Source organism: Marinomonas sargassi, assembly GCF_025716875.1.
Classification (GTDB): Bacteria; Pseudomonadota; Gammaproteobacteria; order Pseudomonadales; family Marinomonadaceae; genus Marinomonas; species Marinomonas sargassi.
This window is the reverse complement of sequence record NZ_JAOVZB010000002.1, coordinates 213,386-231,468: the sequence shown is the minus strand read 5'-3', so window position 1 is coordinate 231,468 and position 18,083 is coordinate 213,386. Positions and strand designations below refer to the sequence as shown.

15 protein-coding genes are annotated in these 18,083 nt (G+C 43.6%); 13 read left to right on the top strand and 2 right to left on the bottom strand.

Translation table 11 applies throughout. The features are described from left to right. Positions 1-270: 270 nt before the first annotated feature. From gyrA to rpsA, 6 genes are all read left to right on the top strand, one after another. Positions 271-2,946: a DNA gyrase subunit A gene (gyrA, locus tag OFY17_RS05575; protein ID WP_263529736.1), complete on the top strand. Its 2,676-nt coding sequence runs from the start codon at positions 271-273 to the stop codon at positions 2,944-2,946. Between the two features lie 88 nt (positions 2,947-3,034). Next, positions 3,035-4,114 (top strand): 3-phosphoserine/phosphohydroxythreonine transaminase, encoded by a 1,080-nt coding sequence (gene serC, locus OFY17_RS05570; protein ID WP_263529735.1) that lies wholly within the window; start codon positions 3,035-3,037, stop codon positions 4,112-4,114. 7 nt (positions 4,115-4,121) lie between these two features. Continuing rightward, entirely contained in the window at positions 4,122-5,246 is a 1,125-nt protein-coding gene (gene pheA, locus OFY17_RS05565) for a prephenate dehydratase (protein WP_263529734.1), read from the top strand. 36 nt (positions 5,247-5,282) lie between these two features. After that, a complete protein-coding gene (locus OFY17_RS05560; RefSeq protein WP_263529733.1) occupies positions 5,283-7,505 on the top strand; it encodes a prephenate dehydrogenase/arogenate dehydrogenase family protein in 2,223 nt (740 codons plus the stop codon). 17 nt (positions 7,506-7,522) lie between these two features. Continuing rightward, positions 7,523-8,206, top strand: a complete 684-nt coding sequence (cmk, locus tag OFY17_RS05555) for a (d)CMP kinase (RefSeq protein ID WP_263529732.1) — start codon at positions 7,523-7,525, stop codon at positions 8,204-8,206. A 164-nt stretch (positions 8,207-8,370) separates the two neighbouring features. After that, positions 8,371-10,053, top strand: coding sequence for a 30S ribosomal protein S1 (rpsA, locus tag OFY17_RS05550; RefSeq protein WP_263529731.1), 1,683 nt, complete (start codon positions 8,371-8,373; stop codon positions 10,051-10,053). Positions 10,054-10,105: 52 nt separating this feature from the next. Here rpsA and OFY17_RS05545 read toward each other — a convergent pair whose 3' ends face one another. Both OFY17_RS05545 and tsaA read right to left on the bottom strand, forming a co-directional pair. Continuing rightward, positions 10,106-10,354 (bottom strand): hypothetical protein, encoded by a 249-nt coding sequence (locus OFY17_RS05545; RefSeq protein ID WP_263529730.1) that lies wholly within the window; start codon positions 10,352-10,354, stop codon positions 10,106-10,108. Further along, positions 10,351-11,097 (bottom strand): tRNA (N6-threonylcarbamoyladenosine(37)-N6)-methyltransferase TrmO, encoded by a 747-nt coding sequence (gene tsaA / locus OFY17_RS05540; protein WP_263529729.1) that lies wholly within the window; start codon positions 11,095-11,097, stop codon positions 10,351-10,353. The genes OFY17_RS05545 and tsaA overlap by 4 nt, the downstream gene beginning before the upstream one ends. Before the next feature lie 136 nt (positions 11,098-11,233). Here tsaA and OFY17_RS05535 point away from each other — a divergent pair, with 136 nt between their 5' ends. The 7 genes from OFY17_RS05535 to mltB are packed head-to-tail and all read left to right on the top strand — an operon-like array spanning position 11,234 to position 18,049. Beyond that, positions 11,234-12,493, top strand: a complete 1,260-nt coding sequence (locus OFY17_RS05535; RefSeq protein ID WP_263529728.1) for a glutamate-5-semialdehyde dehydrogenase — start codon at positions 11,234-11,236, stop codon at positions 12,491-12,493. Then, entirely contained in the window at positions 12,483-13,148 is a 666-nt protein-coding gene (nadD, locus tag OFY17_RS05530) for a nicotinate-nucleotide adenylyltransferase (protein ID WP_263529727.1), read from the top strand. Before OFY17_RS05535 ends, nadD begins: the two co-directional genes overlap by 11 nt. Positions 13,149-13,162: 14 nt before the next feature. After that, positions 13,163-13,516, top strand: a complete 354-nt coding sequence (gene rsfS, locus OFY17_RS05525) for a ribosome silencing factor (protein WP_263529726.1) — start codon at positions 13,163-13,165, stop codon at positions 13,514-13,516. A 25-nt stretch (positions 13,517-13,541) separates the two neighbouring features. Beyond that, a complete protein-coding gene (rlmH, locus tag OFY17_RS05520; RefSeq protein WP_263529725.1) occupies positions 13,542-14,009 on the top strand; it encodes a 23S rRNA (pseudouridine(1915)-N(3))-methyltransferase RlmH in 468 nt (155 codons plus the stop codon). A gap of 10 nt (positions 14,010-14,019) precedes the next feature. Beyond that, a complete protein-coding gene (gene mrdA / locus OFY17_RS05515; protein ID WP_263529724.1) occupies positions 14,020-15,894 on the top strand; it encodes a penicillin-binding protein 2 in 1,875 nt (624 codons plus the stop codon). Then, a complete protein-coding gene (rodA, locus tag OFY17_RS05510) occupies positions 15,891-17,012 on the top strand; it encodes a rod shape-determining protein RodA (RefSeq protein WP_263529723.1) in 1,122 nt (373 codons plus the stop codon). Before mrdA ends, rodA begins: the two co-directional genes overlap by 4 nt. Next, positions 17,012-18,049 carry a lytic murein transglycosylase B gene (mltB, locus tag OFY17_RS05505; RefSeq protein ID WP_263529722.1) on the top strand — a complete coding sequence of 346 codons (1,038 nt, stop codon included), beginning with the start codon at positions 17,012-17,014 and terminating at the stop codon, positions 18,047-18,049. The genes rodA and mltB overlap by 1 nt, the downstream gene beginning before the upstream one ends. Positions 18,050-18,083 lie beyond the last annotated feature (34 nt).

Genomic DNA, 18,083 nt, shown 5'->3' with positions numbered 1-18,083 from the left:
GGCGATAAAATTCGAATGTTTAATGGATTTAGTATAGCGGTATCTATATGGCAGACCAATAGTTAAATGATTAGCTATTGGCTTGTTATTAATACGATTTCTTTTGATATTTGGATCTAAAGTGGATGGGGTGACGGTTTGGTGTTTGTAGTCAAGAAAACATGCATTTTGGAAGGGGTGTTATTTATTTGCTTATGTTACAATGCTGCGCTTATAAAAAGAGATGGTGAAGCTTATAAAGCTTCCGAGGCATAAGGATCGATTGTATCTATGGGTGAACTAGCCAAAGAAATTACTCCCGTCAGTATCGAAAATGAACTTAAGGGATCTTATCTAGATTACGCAATGAGTGTAATTGTAGGTCGAGCATTACCTGATGTACGTGACGGACTAAAACCTGTTCACCGTCGCGTTCTATTTGCGATGAATGAACTTAAGAACGATTGGAATAAGCCATACAAAAAATCGGCTCGTATCGTTGGTGATGTCATCGGTAAATATCACCCACATGGTGATTCTGCTGTATACGATACTATCGTACGTATGGCCCAGCCTTTTTCAATGCGTTACACCTTGGTAGATGGTCAAGGTAACTTCGGTTCTGTCGACGGAGACAGCGCGGCAGCAATGCGTTATACCGAAATTCGTATGGCTAAAATCTCTCATCATTTATTGATGGATCTTGAGAAAGAAACCGTAGATTTTGTGCCTAACTACGATGGCACTGAATTCATGCCAGAAGTTTTACCTGCTCGAGTGCCCGGCCTTCTTGTTAATGGCTCCGCTGGTATTGCGGTGGGTATGGCGACGAACATTCCGCCACACAACTTGGGTGAAGTAATCGATGGTTGTCTAGCGGTAATTGATAATGCAGATATTACGGTCGATGAGTTGATTGAGCATATCCCGGGTCCAGACTTTCCAACCGGCGCTTACATCAATGGTCGCGCAGGTATCGTTGAAGCATACAAAACAGGCCGTGGTCGCATCTATATGCGTGCTCGCCACCATGTTGAAGATATGGAAAAAGGCAATCGCCAGTCCATCGTCTTTACAGAAATCCCTTATCAGCTAAATAAAGCTAGAGTAATTGAGAAAATTGCGGAGCTGGTTAAAGAGAAGAAGCTGGAAGGTATCAGTGAGTTGCGTGATGAGTCCGATAAAGACGGCATGCGTATTGTTATTGAACTGCGCCGTGGTGAAAACCCAGAAGTTGTAGTGAATAACATTTTCTCGCAAACACAGCTTCAGTCTGTATTCGGTATGAATATGGTGGCCTTGGTTGATGGTCGCCCACAGCTATTGAATCTGAAACAAATTCTTGAGTGCTTCGTTAAGCACCGTCGTGAAGTGGTTACCCGCAGAACAATTTTTGAATTACGTAAAGCGCGAGAGCGTGGTCATATTCTTGAAGGCCTTGCGGTTGCTCTTGCCAATATTGACCGTGTCATTGAATTGATTAGAACTTCTCCAACTTCAGCAGAAGCGAAAGAGAAGTTGGTAAGCGAGTCTTGGCAGCCGGGTAACGTAGTCGCTATGTTAGAACGTGCTGGCGCTGACGCTTGTCGCCCAGATGATCTTGATGAAGGTTATGGCTTTGTTGGTGGTGCTTATCACTTGTCACCAGACCAAGCTCAAGCCATTCTTGATTTGCGTCTTCACCGCTTAACTGGTCTAGAGCATGAGAAGCTGCTAGGTGAGTATAAAACGCTAATCGATTTGATTGCTGAACTACTTAATATCCTTTCTAACCCTACGCGTTTGATGGAAGTGATCCGTGAAGAGTTGGAAGAAGTTCGTGATAGTTTTGGTGACGTACGCCGTACTGAAATTTTGACGTCGCGCCAAGACTTAACCATGGCAGACTTGATTGATGAAGCGCCAATGGTAGTGACAATTTCTAACACTGGTTATGCTAAATCTCAGCCTTTGGAAGAGTATCAAGCTCAACGCCGTGGTGGTCGTGGTAAGTCTTCAGCAAGCATGAAAGAAGAAGATCATATTGAGCACCTATTAGTGACTAGTAGTCATGACACCATCATGCTTTTCAGTAACTTCGGTAAAGTATATTGGTTGCGCGTTTTTGATATCCCTGTAGCGAGTCGTAATGCCAAAGGTCGACCTATTGTTAACCTATTGCCGCTTAGCGAAGGTGAGTCTATTTCTGCATTGTTGCCTTTGCCTGTGGTTGAATCAGGTGAAACAGCAGAGGGCGAAGAGTCCTCTGAAGACGTTGCTGAAGAGTCTAGTAGTTATATCTTCATGGCGACAGCGAACGGTACTGTGAAGAAAACCGCAATGGAAAACTTTGCTCGACCACGTTCTACTGGCTTAATTGCTCTTAGCCTAGATGAAACGGATGAGTTGGTTGGTGTTTGTGTCACCAACGGCGACGATGACATTATGCTAGTGTCGTCTGCCGGTAAGACTATTCGCTTTAAAGAAGGTGATGTACGCCCAATGGGTCGTACTGCTGCAGGTGTTCGAGGAATTCGCTTGGCTGATGGCGCTAAAGTCGTATCGCTTATTGTTCCTCATGATGACGCGGCAGTCTTGTTTGCTTGTGAAAACGGTTACGGTAAACGAACTTCTGTAGACGACTTCCCAGTTTATGGGCGTGGTGGTCAAGGTGTGATTGGTATTCAAGTTTCTGAACGTAATGGCCCAGTAGTGGGTGCTGTACAGGTAGATGAAACAGACGAAATTATTTTGATCACTGATCAGGGGACTCTAGTGCGTACTCGTGTTACCGAAGTATCTTGTCAAGGTCGAAATACTCAGGGTGTAACTCTGATTCGTCTAACCAATGAAGAGCGCTTGGTGGGTATTGAACGTGTCGTTGAAGACGATGAAGAAGAGATTCTTGATGAGGAGCAGGCTGAAACTAGTGAGGCGGAAGTCGCTGAAAAGCCGACTGAGGCTGACGAAGGCTCTTCTGAATCCTAATTAGTAATTGAATATCATTAATAAAGCGGCGCACCTAGGTGCGTCGCTTTCGTAGATAAGTATTGAAAATATAGAGGTTATCAGCGGAATGAGCCGAGTATATAATTTTTGTTCTGGTCCAGCAGCGCTTCCTGAAGCTGTGTTGAAAAAAGCGCAAGCGGAAATGTTAGATTGGCATGGTACTGGTGTTTCTGTAATGGAAATGAGTCACCGTAGTACTGAGTTTATGTCTATATTGGCTTCTGCAAAAGCGCGCTTGGCTCGATTACTCAATATTAATGACGATTATGAAATCTTGTTTGCTCAAGGTGGCGCGTCGACTCTGTTTTCTCAAATTCCAGCCAACTTGGCGAATGGCTATGATTCTGCTTGTTATCTTGATACTGGTGTTTGGTCAACAAAGGCAATTAAAGAGGCGAAGAAATACCTTGATGTGAACCTGGTAGGCTCATCGAAAGATGTTAATTACATCACAGTACCAAACCTAGATACTTTGCCTCTAGATGAAAGTGCGGCTTATTTGCATATCTGCCCAAATGAAACTATTGGTGGTGTGGAGTTCTCAGGGTTGCCTAAAACAGATTTGCCAATCGTTGCCGATCTGTCTTCGACCATTCTTTCAAGAAAGATTGATGTTTCTCAATACGGCATGATTTACGCTGGTGCCCAGAAAAACGTTGGCCCTGCTGGCGTAGTGATCTGCATCATTCGTAAAGACCTGTTGGCTCGTAGTGGTGACAATCTTCCTTCTACGTGGAGTTTTGCAAACCTCGCTGCTAATGATTCCATGATCAATACACCGCCAACATTTGCTATTTACTTGGCTGATCTGGTTTTTGAATGGCTAGAAGAGCAAGGTGGTGTTGATGCAATGGAAGCGGTCAATATTCAAAAAGCCAAAGCGTTATATGACTTTATTGATTCAAGTGATTTTTATGCTAACCCTATTGAACCTGCCTATAGGTCTCGTATGAATGTGCCTTTTACATTGGCGGATAAGTCTCTGGAGTCTTTATTCCTTGAAGAGTCTGAAGCGGCAGGCTTACGCACTTTAGCCGGTCACCGCTCGGTTGGTGGCATGAGAGCCAGTATTTATAATGCAATGCCAATGGAAGGTGTTTTAGCTTTAATTGATTTTATGAGCGCCTTCGAAAAGCGTCACGGGTAATAAAAAGATGTCGAACTCTAATAAGCAGTCAGTGCCAGATACGTTGCCTTTACTAAGAGACCGTATCGATTCTATAGATTCTCAAATACAAAGCCTCATTAACGAGCGTGCCAGATGTGCTCAAAAAGTAGCCGATGTGAAGTTGGCTGAACAAGGCGATGAAGCGGTTGTGTTTTATCGTCCAGAGCGTGAAGCGCAAGTATTGCGCCGCGTTATGGAGCGTAACGAAGGGCCACTTGGTAACGAAGAGATGGCGAAGATTTTTCGTCAGGTCATGTCTTCATGCTTAGCGCTTGAAAAACCAATGCGTATTGCCTTTTTAGGACCTGAAGGGACTTTTACTCAGCAGGCGGCAATTAAGCACTTTGGTAAGTCTGTGATTAGTGCGCCTATGGCGGCAATTGATGAAGTGTTCCGTGAAGTGGAGTCTGGGGCGGCAAATTATGGTGTTGTGCCCGTTGAGAACTCTACGGAAGGTGTTGTTAATCACACACTGGATACCTTTAGAGATTCGCGCTTAAAAATCTGTGGTGAAGTTGAAGAAAGAATTCATCATCATCTGCTTGTTAGCCCAAATATTAATGCGGACGATGTTACCCATATTTATTCTCATCAACAGTCGTTGGCTCAATGTCGCGCTTGGCTAGATCGCTACTGGCCACATGTTGAAAGAGTGGCAGTAAGCTCAAATGCGGAAGCGGCTCGACTAGCGGCTGATGCAGGTCGCAGTGGTCGTGCAGTGGCTGCTATTGCGGGTGATGTGGCGTGTGAGCTATATGGCCTTATAACGCTATCTGCCAATATTGAGGATCACCCTGATAATACCACTCGATTCTTAATTGTTGGTAATCAAGAAGTGCCAGCGAGTGGTAAAGATAAAACGTCTCTATTGGTAAGTGCGAAAAATGAGCCTGGTGCATTGTATCGCTTGCTGGAAGCTTTTGAGCGCCACAAGGTAGATATGACTCGCCTAGAAACAAGGCCATCTCTCATGAGTCGCTGGGGTTATATTTTCTATATAGACTTCTTGGGACATCACTCAGATGAGCAAAGTGCAGCAGTTATAAATGAGTTGTGCGAGAGAGCATCGGAAGTGAAGGTGCTTGGTTCATACCCTATCGCTGTATTGTAATTTTGCCTTGTTTCAATTTTTAAAGAGTAGCTGTTTGTGACTGCAACAACCGTATCGCAAGAAAAAAATCAATTTGGTAATGTCATGATCGTTGGTCTTGGCATGATTGGTGGTTCTTTTGCCAAAGCGTTAAAGCTTAAAGGTTTAGCAACTTTATACGGTGTAGATAGGCGCCAAGGCGAGCTTACGCTAGGTGTCTCTACTGGAGTTATTGATTTTGCTGCAGAGTTAAATGCAGAAACCGTAGGTAAAATGGATGTTATTGTTCTTGCTACCCCTGTGAGAGCAATGGCATTAGTCCTCTCGGAACTAAAACCTTTCCTATCCAGTACTACCTTGGTGACCGATGTCGGCTCGACAAAAGGTAGTGTGGTTGCTGCTGCTCAACAAGTGTTTGGCCATGTGCCAAAGAACTTTATTCCTGGTCATCCTATTGCAGGGGCTGAAAAAAGTGGCGTCTTGGCGGCTAACCCACATTTATTTGAAAAGCATATGGCGATCGTTACGCCGCTGGTTGATAGTAACCCTGTGTTGCTTGATCGATTACATCGCCTATGGCGTGCTGTTGGGGCGGATGTAGTGAGTATGGATGTGGAGCATCATGACCATGTGCTCGCGTCTTCTAGTCATTTACCCCATTTGCTGGCTTACACCTTGGTGGATGCTTTGGCGAATGGTGAGCGGAATCAAGATATATTTAAGTTTGCAGCAGGTGGTTTTAGGGACTTTACCCGCATTGCGTCCAGTGACCCTGTCATGTGGCGAGATGTATTTCTTGCGAATAAAGAAGCCACATTAGAAACGTTAGATCATTTTACCGATCGACTGGCTGATATGCGTAAGGCCATAGAATCAGGAGATGGGGCAAGCATGTTTGGGGTCTTTACCCGTGCTAAATCTGCCCGAGATCATTTCCTGAGGCTGTTAGAGTCTCGTACTGGTGTTGCGGAAAAAGAAGTGAAGCCTGTTTCTGTTTCTCTGTTGCCTGCCTCAGCAGTGCAGGGTGGAATTTCTTTATTGGGCGACAAATTTCTGTCACATAAAGTGATTACCATAGCTGCGCTTTCTGAAGGGGTGAGTAACCTTCGTAATATCAACCTAGGTTCTGATGTCAAAGTGACCATTCAGGCTTTGCGCGATATGGGTGTGGTGATTGAAGCTCTGGCTGAGAATCAATTGCGTGTACATGGTGTCGGTTTGCGCGGGTTAAAAGCGCCTATTGGGCCGATTAATGTACACACCTCCCGAGAGAGTTTGTATTTGTTATTGCCCGTGCTCGCTGGTCAGTCATTTTCTGTGACGGTTATTGCGGAAGATAACCTGCTGAATGTGCCAATGAATGAGTTGTTAGCTCTGGTACGTGAAATGGGGGGCGAAGTGCGCTCTGAAGTAGGGGATTGTTTGCCTATTTCTCTATCACCAAGTGAACCTAAAGATATATCGATACGTTTAGAAAGTGGCTCCGAGCCTTTACGAATGGCGGCTTTTCTTGCCTCTTTGTATGCACCAACAATGGGGAATGTTGTTCCACTATTCGGTGGTGTGTCTCATTGTGAAGTGCTGTTGCGATATTTTTCGGCGAAAGTAGATTTGGCTAGCGATGGCTTTACTGTGTCATCGGGCCCTCTAGTTGCAAAAGATATGCTGCTGTCTGGTGATGAGTATGCGTCCTCTTGGTTAGTTTTGTTAGCAAACCTTTTACCGGGCTCTGAGTTGATGATTGCTAATGTAGGTCTTGATTCAGTGTCCTATGACTTTATGTCATTTTTACAGTCGATCGGTGGCAACTTAGCGCTCCCTGCTAAAAATGAGCTGGGTATATATGGGGGGCGAGTTGAAGCAGGATTTGCTGAGTTTAAAGGCTTCTCTTTAACGGCAGAGCAGAGTTATCAATTTAGGGATGAGCTGCCTTTACTTTGCGTTGCTGCCGCCTATGCAATGGGTGAGAGTCAGTTAAAAGGTCTGAATGCTTTGCCTTATCATCATGAAGATAGAGTGTTGGCAGTGGTAGAGGCGCTAGAGCAAATGAATATTAAGTGCTCTTACTCGAATGGTGAGCTTTCCGTTCAGGGTGGGGTGCCGAGTGGCGGTGAGTTGGATTGTGCGGGTGACGATAAGCTCGCTCTTGCTTTGTTGGCGTTAGGGGCAAGATCTCAATCCGTTATAAAAGTAAATGACTGTCAAAAATTATTAGAAGAATTTAATGAATTGGAGAGTGTTGCTAGGCAATTAGGTTTTCGTTGTCTAGTGGCTCAGTAGTTTTAAGAGGATTAACTATGATCAATCAAGGCCCAGTAATAACTATTGATGGCCCGAGTGGCGCGGGTAAAGGGACGGTAAGTCAATTAGTTGCGGATAAGCTGGGGTGGCACATTCTTGATAGTGGTGCTTTATATCGCTTACTAGCACTGGCTGTTACTCATCACGGTATGTCTTTTGAAGATGCTGAAACATTAAAGGTGTTAGCTGAGCATTTGGATATTCAGTTTGAACAAACTCCAGAAGGGAAAATTGACATCATCCTTGAAGGGGAAACCGTGACTCAAGCATTGAGAACAGAAGAGGTCGGTAACTTTGCTTCTAAGTTAGCGGCTATTCCTGAAGTTCGAGAAGGTTTGTTAGTTCGTCAAAGAGCGTTTTCACAGATGCCTGGTTTGGTGGCGGATGGTCGCGACATGGGTACAGTGGTGTTTCCAGCGGCTCAAGTTAAGGTGTTTTTAACCGCGTCTGCTGAAGAGCGTGCGCAACGACGTTTTCAGCAATTGCAGCAAAAAGGCGACACGGTCGATCTAGAAGAATTGGTTGCTACGATAAAAGAGCGCGATGAGCGAGATGCCAATAGGCCAGTAGCGCCATTGGTGCCTGCCGCAGGTGCTTTAGTGATCGATAGTACGGATTTAACGATTGAAGGCGTTGTGGATGAAATTATGTCTGAAATAGTCAAGGCAGGACTCATCTAATAGGTTCTTTTTTAGCATGAGATTGTGCTAAAATAGATCGGATATTGTTCAAAGTCGATAAAGAACCAGCAGAGCTTTATCGCATCATTCATAAAACTGTCCCGTATTCGCTGGTAATACGGTTAGGGCTTAGTTTTTACTAACCCCAATATATAGGAAATACAATGACTCAAAGCTTCGCAGAACTGTTTGAAGAAAGCCTGTTAACAGTAGATATGTCACCAGGTTCAATTGTTACCGGTATTGTTGTTGATATCGACAGCGAATGGGTAACTGTTCATGCAGGTCTTAAATCTGAAGGCGTAATTCCTCGTTCTCAGTTCCTAACGGATAGTGGTGAGTTCGACTTAAACATCGGTGACGAAGTTAAAGTTGCACTTGACGCTGTTGAAGATGGTTTCGGTGAAACTAAGTTATCTCGTGAAAAAGCTAAGCGCTCTGAGAGCTGGTTAGTACTTGAGAAAGCTTACGAAGAAAATGCCATCGTTAACGGTGTTATCAACGGTAAAGTTAAAGGTGGTTTCACTGTTGATATCGGTAACATCCGTGCCTTCTTGCCAGGCTCTTTGGTAGACGTTCGCCCAATCCGCGATACGACTCACTTGGAAGGTGTAGACTTAGAATTCAAACTTATTAAGCTTGATCAAAAACGTAACAACGTTGTTGTATCTCGTCGCGCCGTTATGGAAGCGACTAACAGCGCTGAACGTGAAAACTTGTTGGCTTCTCTTGAAGAAGGTCAAGAAGTTAAAGGTATCGTTAAGAACCTTACTGATTACGGTGCATTCGTTGACCTTGGTGGTGTTGATGGTCTTCTACACATCACTGATATGGCTTGGAAGCGCATCAAGCACCCAAGCGAAATCATTGCTGTTGGTGATGAAATCGACGTTAAAGTACTTAAGTTTGATCGTGAGCGTAACCGTGTGTCTCTTGGTCTTAAGCAATTGGGTGAAGATCCATGGGTTGCTATCAAGGCTCGTTACCCAGAGAACACCAAAGTTACTGCTAAGATCACTAACTTGACAGACTACGGTTGTTTCGCAGAGCTTGAGCTAGGTGTTGAAGGTCTTGTTCACGTTTCTGAAATGGATTGGACTAACAAAAATATTCACCCATCTAAAGTAGTTCAGATCGGTGAAGAAGTTGAAGTTATGGTTCTTGATATTGATGAAGAGCGTCGTCGTATTTCTTTGGGTATCAAGCAATGTACTATGAACCCATGGGAAGAGTTCGCTACGTCTTTCAACAAAGGCGATAAGATCTCTGGCGCAATCAAATCTATCACTGACTTCGGTGTATTCATCGGTCTTGACGGTGGTATTGATGGTTTGGTTCACCTTTCTGACCTATCTTGGGATGAAGCTGGTGAAGACGCAGTACGCAACTACAAGAAAGGCGATATGCTAGAAACAGTTGTATTGTCTATCGATGCTGAGCGTGAGCGTATCTCTCTAGGTGTTAAACAACTAGAAGAAGATCCTTTCCTTGCTTATGCAGCTGAAAACGACAAAGGTGCAATCGTAACTGGTTCCGTATCTGAAGTTGATGCGAAAGGTGCTGTTGTAACTCTTGCTGAAGGCGTTGAAGCTTCTTTGAAAGTTTCTGAAATCAGCCGTGACCGCGTTGAAGATGCAAGTGCTGTATTGAACGTAGGTGATGAAGTTGAAGCGGTAATCACAAACGTTGATCGTAAAGCGCGTACAATCGCTATCTCTGTTAAGCAGAAAGCTGCTTCTGAAGAGAAAGCTGCATTGAAATCTCACGCAGAGAAACAACAAACTGAAGCAAACGGTCCTACCACTATCGGTGATTTGATCAAAGCACAGTTAGATAACCAAAACTAAGATACATTTTAGTTTGGTAAAAAGCGGGCTTTAAGCCCGCTTTTTTTATGGCTTATTTTAAAGTTTTTAATAGGGTTTGAACGTCTTCTTCTGTCCACTCATCTTTATCGGTAAGTGCTTTGAAGTCTGGGTTGTCCTGTAGTTGATCGCGGTTCTTTTGGAACTGGGCAAAGTGAAAGTCTTTGATAAGTTTTTCATCATGCTCTGTTTTGTACAGTGATGGCTTCTCTACTTCGTTTTCTTGTTTTTTATGAAGGGCACCTATTTTTTTGTAGGTATTCAAAAACTGCTTTTTATTCATATAATTTGTCCCTCGTGCTCAGCTCTTCTGTCTTCTATTTCAATGACTTCAAAGTGATCCTCCCTTGCACACCATTTAATATTTAAGTCCCAAAGCTGGATTCCGTGGACTCTGTCTGTTTGATCGGATAAGTACGATGGTCTAGGGTCTTGCCCAATAACTTGCTCTATTAATAGTAGGGCATTTTGTTTGGTTTGTTGTTGAAAGTCTTTTCCTTTGCGTAGAGCTTGTTCTGAAAAACGGACGGGTTTAAGGACTATTTTATTAGGTGTTGGCACTTGGCCTTCCGTCGCTTCTTTTATGTTGTCTGAATAAGGTAGGTAAGGTTTGATATCCAGCACTGGGGTGCCATCCAAAAGATCGGCCCCATATAAATCTATAAAAACACGGTTGTTCTCATGGTGAATTTTGCCGATTTTAACGGCGGAAAGGCCTATGGGGTTTGGGCGGTGTGTTGAGCGTGTGGCAAAAACCCCTAGCTTTTTTTTGCCACCTAGTTTTGGTGGGCGAATTTTGGCTTTCCATTTTTCAGAGAGTGTTGCATGAAAAACAAATTGGATCCAAATATGCGAGATGTCCTCTAGTCCATCTAATGTGTCGAGTCGGTTGTATGGGGCGATAAGCTCTAAGCGTGCTGTGGCAGCGGTTACGACACCAGGTTGCCTAGGGATGCCAAATTTTTCTTTGTAGCAAGAGTGTACTATGCCAATAGGAGAGAAAGTATATGGATTATGGGTTGGCACTTGTCTTCCTTATTCGTATAAAAGGGCACTAAATGAATGAAAATATTATGTTAGTATAACGTCTTCGATAAATTGGCCGCAGACTTATTTGAGTCTCTGCTGCTTTTATTCTTTTACTTTTATTTTGAGATTGAACATGTCTTTAGAATCTTATATGAATCAAATTGGTCAACAAGCAAGGGCGGCTTCTCGTTTACTTGCGAAAGCGTCTACACAACAAAAGAACATGGCTCTATTGGCTATGGCTGATGCGTTGGAAACCGCTCGACCTAGGTTGATAGAAGAAAATCTAAAGGACATGCAAAACGGCAAAGAAAAAGGCTTAGATGCAGCCATGCTAGATCGCTTACTGCTTAATGATGCCCGTATTGATGGCATGATTGAGGGGTTGAAGCAGGTCGCAACTTTACCTGACCCAATTGGTGAAATTACAGGTATGGAGTATTTACCTTCTGGCATTCAGCGTGGACAAATGCGTGTGCCATTGGGTGTAATCGGGATTATTTATGAGTCTCGTCCTAATGTGACAATCGATGCTGCAAGCTTATGTTTAAAGTCTGGTAACTCAACCATTTTACGTGGCGGCTCGGAAGCCTTCTATTCAAATCAAGCAATTGCGTTGGCTATTAGCGAAGGCTTGTCTGCTGCAGGTTTACCTCCTGAAGCGGTGCAAGTTATTAATACCACAGACCGTGAAGCCGTCGGTCAACTGATCACTATGCCTGAATACGTTGACGTCATTGTTCCTCGTGGTGGTAAAAGCCTTATTGAAAGAATCAGTAAGGATGCCCGAGTGCCAGTGATTAAGCATTTAGATGGTAATTGCCATGTTTATGTCGATAACGAAGCGGATGAAGCTAAAGCTCTGAAAATTGTGTTGAACGCGAAAACACGTCGCTATGGTGTGTGTAACGCTATGGAGTCTTTATTGATTCACAAAGAGGTGGTTAACCAGCAGCTTCCTGTACTTGCCTCAGCACTAGAAGAAAAAGGTGTTGAGCTAGTGGGCTGTGTGCAATCTCAAGCGGTTGTTAGCTCTATTTCTCCAGCAACGGAAGAGGATTGGTATACGGAATATCATGCGCCTAAGTTGTCCGTGAAAGTCGTTGATAATATGGATGAAGCCATTGCACATATTAATAAATATGGCTCTCACCATACTGACGCTATCGTATCGCAAGATTACACTAAAGCTCGTGCTTTTATGACGGAAGTGGACTCTGCTTCTGTTATGGTTAACGCTTCAACGGCATTTGCTGATGGTTTTGAATATGGATTTGGCGCGGAAATCGGTATTTCGACCGATAAAATTCATGCTCGTGGACCAGTAGGTTTGTTGGGACTAACGAGCCAGAAATATATTGTATTAGGTGACGGTCATACCCGTGACAATTAAGGAATCGGCTGTTACAAAAGGCTCAGGAGTGGCCATTATGGGAGGGACCTTTAATCCTATTCATAATGGCCATTTACGTACCGCGGTGGAAGTATTGGAGAAATTTGAGTTCTCATCAATACGCCTCTTGCCCTGTTTTCAACCTGTTCACAAAAATAGCCCTAGTGCTTCGCCTTCCCAGCGTTTGGATATGGTTGCTTTAGCTGCAAATAGTTGCTCAAAAATAGCGGTTGATTCTCGTGAAATAGAACGGCAAGGTCCCAGCTATAGTGTTGATTCGCTGAAAGAAATCCGCGAAGAGGTTGGGCCAGATGAACCGATTATTATGGTGTTAGGGATGGATAGTTTTTTATCTCTATCGACTTGGCATAAGTGGCAAGAGCTTATTCAATATGCTCATTTGCTTGTGGTTTCTCGCCCCGGCTGGGAGCCAGACTTCATTTCTGAACTAGAAAGCTTTTACGAAAACCATCGTGCCCCTTCTTCTGATGCGCTACAATGCGCGCCATCAGGGCTGGTTTGGCTTGAAACGTTAACGCCCTTGGCTGTTTCTTCTAGCATGATAAGAAAGCTGGCATTTCAGCATAGATCAATTGCTTATTTGTTGCCTGAATCCGTTCAGCAATATATAGAGCGAAATAAATTATACCAATAGGATAACCGAATTATATGAGTGAGCAGAACCTTACCGCTGACCAAATTTTGACTCTTGCTGTTGAGGCATTAGAAGACGTAAAAGGCGATAAAATTACAGTGCTAAATGTGGGTGAATTAACCGACATGATGGATCACATGATTATTTGTACAGGTACATCTAAAAGGCATGTAAATGCATTAGGCCAAAACGTTTTCGAACATCTAAAGCAGCATGGAATGCAGCCGTTAGGTTCTGAAGGTCGTGGCATGGGAAGCGATTGGGTGTTAGTGGACCTGCATGATGTAGTGGTTCATGTTATGACAGAGGAAGCCCGTGCTTTTTATGACCTAGAAAAACTTTGGGATATTAAGCACGAGTCTATTTAATTTTGGAAAGTGAAGGTTTCATATCATGCGAATTCGTTTGATTGCTGTTGGTGTGAAAATGCCAAAATGGATTACGGAAGGATATGAAGATTATGCGAAACGCTTGCCTAAAGACTTTGCCTTAGAATTGATCGAAATTCCCATGTCTCCTCGAGGTAAAAATACGGATATAGCAAAAGCAATTCGTAAAGAGGGTGATGCCATGCTAGATGCGATTCCAGCAGGGGATAAGGTGATTGCCATGGAAGTGCTAGGTAAAGAGTGGTCGACAGAGCAGCTAGCTAAGCAAACAGAGACATGGCGAATGGACGGTTATAATGTGAGTTTGCTAGTGGGCGGGCCTGATGGGCTTGACCCTCGTTGCTCGGCACGAGCTGATCAGAAGTGGTCCTTGTCTCGTCTGACTTTACCGCATCCTATGGTGCGGGTCTTGTTATCCGAGCAAATTTACCGAGCATGGACCTTAATGAATAACCACCCATATCACAGATAAAGGTTAGGACGTGAAGGCTAGGTACCAACACTTTAGAAATTACCATCAGGAGCAGCGTTTAACGAAATTTCGTTTGCTAGCTGCTTTTCTTTTTGTTTTGGTGCTTTCTGGTGTCTTGATAGCTCGTTTGTTTTTTCTGCAAGTGGTAGAGCATGAGCTTTATCAAACCAAGGCCGATGAAAATCGGGTGATGTTAGTCACTGAGCCACCACCACGGGGCTTGATATATGACCGTAATGGCGTGGTGCTAGCCGATAATCGGGCTATACATAGTCTGACTGTCATCCCTGAGCGAGTGAAAAGTTTCGATGAGCTGAAACTTACACTGCAGAATATTATCGAAATTTCTGATGCCGAATGGGAAAGCTTCCATAACCGCCTTAAAGAATACCGTCGCCCTTATCAATCCATCACACTAAAGTCTCAGCTTACTGATGAAGAGTGGGCCAAAATTTCAGTTGATCTTTATAAGCTTGATGGCGTTCGCGTTGAAGATCAATTAACTCGCTTTTATCCCCACGGTGAAGCCTTTGTTCATGCTATTGGTTATGTGGGTCGAATTACCAAGAAAGACTTAGAAAAGGTTGATCAGCAGGCTTATCAAGGGGCTTTATTTATTGGTAAAACCGGTGTTGAAGGCTTTTATGAAGACGAGCTCTTTGGTAGTCCGGGGTTAAGTAAGGTTGAGGTAAATGCCCGTGGTCGTATTATGTCTGAGCTTGGACGTCAGAACCCTACGCCGGGTAAAGATTTGCATCTTCACCTTGATGCTCGACTACAACAATATGCCTATGACTTACTAGGAGACTATGTTGGGTCTGTGGTCGCGCTGGATCCTTCCACTGGCGGTGTGCTTGCTTTAGTTTCTAAGCCGGGCTTTGACCCCAATTGGTTTGTCCGTGGTATTTCTTCAAAAAACTACTCTCTGTTGCGTAACTCACCAAAGTTGCCTCTATTTAATAGGGCATTACGTGGTGGTTATCCCCCTGCATCGACAATAAAACCTTTTATGGCACTGTCCGGTCTGGAATACGGCTTTGCGAGTTGGTCTGAGCGTTATTTTGCCGGAGGGTATTACCAAATCAACCCAGGTGGTCGTCGTTACCGAGACTGGAAAAGAGAGGGGCATGGTTTAATTGACTTAGAGCGCTCGATCATTGAATCAGTCGATACTTATTATTATCAATTAGCTCATAAAATGGGAATCACCCCCATTCATAATTTCTTATCCCGTTTTGGTTTTGGGCAGACAACTTTGCTTGATTTACACGGTGGCAGTGTTGGCTTATTACCTTCGAATGAGTGGAAAAAAGCCAAATATAATGAACCTTGGTACACGGGAGATTCTTTAAATATTGGTATTGGGCAGGGGTATATGGTCGCGACGCCTGTTCAAGTTGCTGCTGCGACATCTGCTTTGGCTGGGCGAGGGCGTTATTATCAGCCTCGCATGGTGGATACAATAGGGGACGAATCAGTTAATTTTGAAGGTGCGGGTGAAGAGAAAAAAATTCAACTGAAAGACTCGCGTAACTGGGAAAAAATGGTAGTGGCTATGAAAAAGGTCATTACAGATTCAAAGGGAACCGCAAGACGTTTGCAGGGCACACAATACGATATTGCTGGTAAAACCGGTACGGGGCAGGTTTTTAGTCTACAAGAAGATGAAGAATACGATGCAGATGCGCTAGCGAAAAAGCTCCATGACCATGCATTGTTTATCGGGTTCGCTCCCGCTGAGAAACCTAAAATTACTGTTTTTGCCATTTTTGAGAATGGTGGTAAAAGCTCCAAACCAGCAGACCTCAGTAAAAAGTTGTTCGACGCTTACTTATATGACGACTATCCAGAAAAATATAATTATCTAAAGGGTAAAGCAGAATGAGAGGTAGCTTATATAGCCGAGCATTAGCTTTTACCAATGCACGTTTATGGCAGTTGACCCATATAGATGTGTTGTTAATTGGCTCATTGTTATTGCTTATTGGCGGTGGCTTGTTTGTTTTGTACTCAGCTTCAGGTCAGAACGAAGCCATGGTTGAACGTCAGGTGTTTCGTTTAGGCTTGGGGATGCTTTTTTGCTTAGCCCTTGCACAATTACCCCCCAAATATATGCGTAGAGCCTCGCCTATTTTGTTCGTGTTTATCACCATGTTATTAATAGGGGTGTTGTTGTTTGGGGTTGGTGCGAAAGGGGCTCAACGGTGGTTGTCTTTACCTGGTGGCCTTAGGTTTCAGCCCTCAGAGTTAATGAAGATTTTTATGCCGATGATGATTGCTTGGTACTTTTCTGATCGTCCATTACCTCCCAGCTTTAAACAAATTTTGGTTGTCTTAGTTTTGATTGCGACGCCTGTTTTGCTGATTGCTAAGCAGCCAGACTTAGGTACGTCACTAATAGTCGCTGTGTCTGGAATTTTTGTACTTTTCCTTGCAGGTTTAGGTTGGCGATACATTTTAGGCGCTGCCGCATTAGCCCCCATTGCTGGTTACAGTTTATGGCAGGTAATGCATGATTATCAAAAACAACGGGTTATGACTTTTTTAAACCCTGAAAGTGACCCACTGGGCTCTGGTTGGAATATTATCCAGTCTAAGACAGCCATAGGTTCTGGTGGGGTGCAAGGGAAAGGTTGGCTGGAAGGTACACAAGCACAACTGGATTTCTTACCTGAAAGTCATACAGACTTTATTATTGCCGTATTTGCGGAAGAATTCGGGTTGATTGGTTGCAGTGTGCTAATTCTGTCTTATTTGCTGGTTATAGCCCGCGGTTTATACATAGCAGCAAATGCTGAGGATAATTACGCTCGGCTACTCGCAGGCAGTCTGACCTTGACCTTCTTTGTGTATATGTTTGTAAACATTGGTATGGTGTCAGGTATCTTACCTGTTGTTGGTGTACCCTTACCTTTGATCAGCTATGGTGGTACTTCAATTATTACTATCATGGCGACATTTGGGATTTTAATGTCAATACAAACGCATAAAAGAGCTAGATAATGATTAGGATAATCTCCTCAATATTTGTTGTGCTTGGTTTGGCCGCATGCAGTGGGTCTGGACAGAAAGGTAATACTTTACCTGCAGGTGTTAGCTCATCTCTACTGGTTGAACAGCCTAGTGATTGGTCTGGGTCTTATGCGTCTAACTCGGAAGTACAGGCTTTTATAGATCGCATGGAAAGTGTCCATGAATATGATAGGCATCAGCTTGAACAAGCTTTTTCTTATATTAAACAGCGCCCTAAAGTCATTGAAAAATCTAATAATCAACCAGAAGTAATCACGCCTTATTACGAATATAAAAAACGCTTCGTAAATGAATCTCGCATAAAGGCGGGAGTGAATTTTACTAAGAGAAATGAAAGTTGGTTAAAAAAAGCAGAGCTTGAATTTGGTGTCGACCAAAACGTAATCGTTGCTTTGCTTGGGGTTGAGACTTATTACGGGCGAATTACTGGCTCAAAAGATGTTTTCACCTCTTTGACGACACTTGCCTTTGATTACCCAAGACGTAAAACCTATTTCCAAAGCGAGTTGGAAGCTTATTTATTGCTCGTGCGAGAAAATGGGTGGAACATTGGCGAGACAAAGGGGTCGTATAGTGGTGCAATGGGAATGACCCAGTTTATGCCCAGTAACTATCGAACTTTGGCGATTGATTATGATCAAGATGGTAAGGTAGATTTGTGGGGCTCCAATGCAGATGCGATTGGCAGTATTGCAAATTATCTTAAGCACCATGGCTGGCAAACTGGGCAGCCGTGGGGAGTAATAGCAAGTGTTACTGAACCAGAGAAAGTGAAAGAATATATAAACAGAGGTCGTAGCCCTAGTCAAAAAATCACTGCTTGGTCTTCATTGGGAGTATTACCTCTTCAAAGTCCAAGCGAAGAGAAAAGTGGCTTGATCGCATTAAGAACCGAAGAAGACATCGTTTCGTATTGGTTAGCCTACGAGAATTTTTTTACTATTATGGATTATAACCCGAGTAGACGATATGCCATGTCAGTTTTAGAGCTTGCTGAGAGTATTTGAATTAATGAAGAATTGTAATCTAATCTGTGTAATT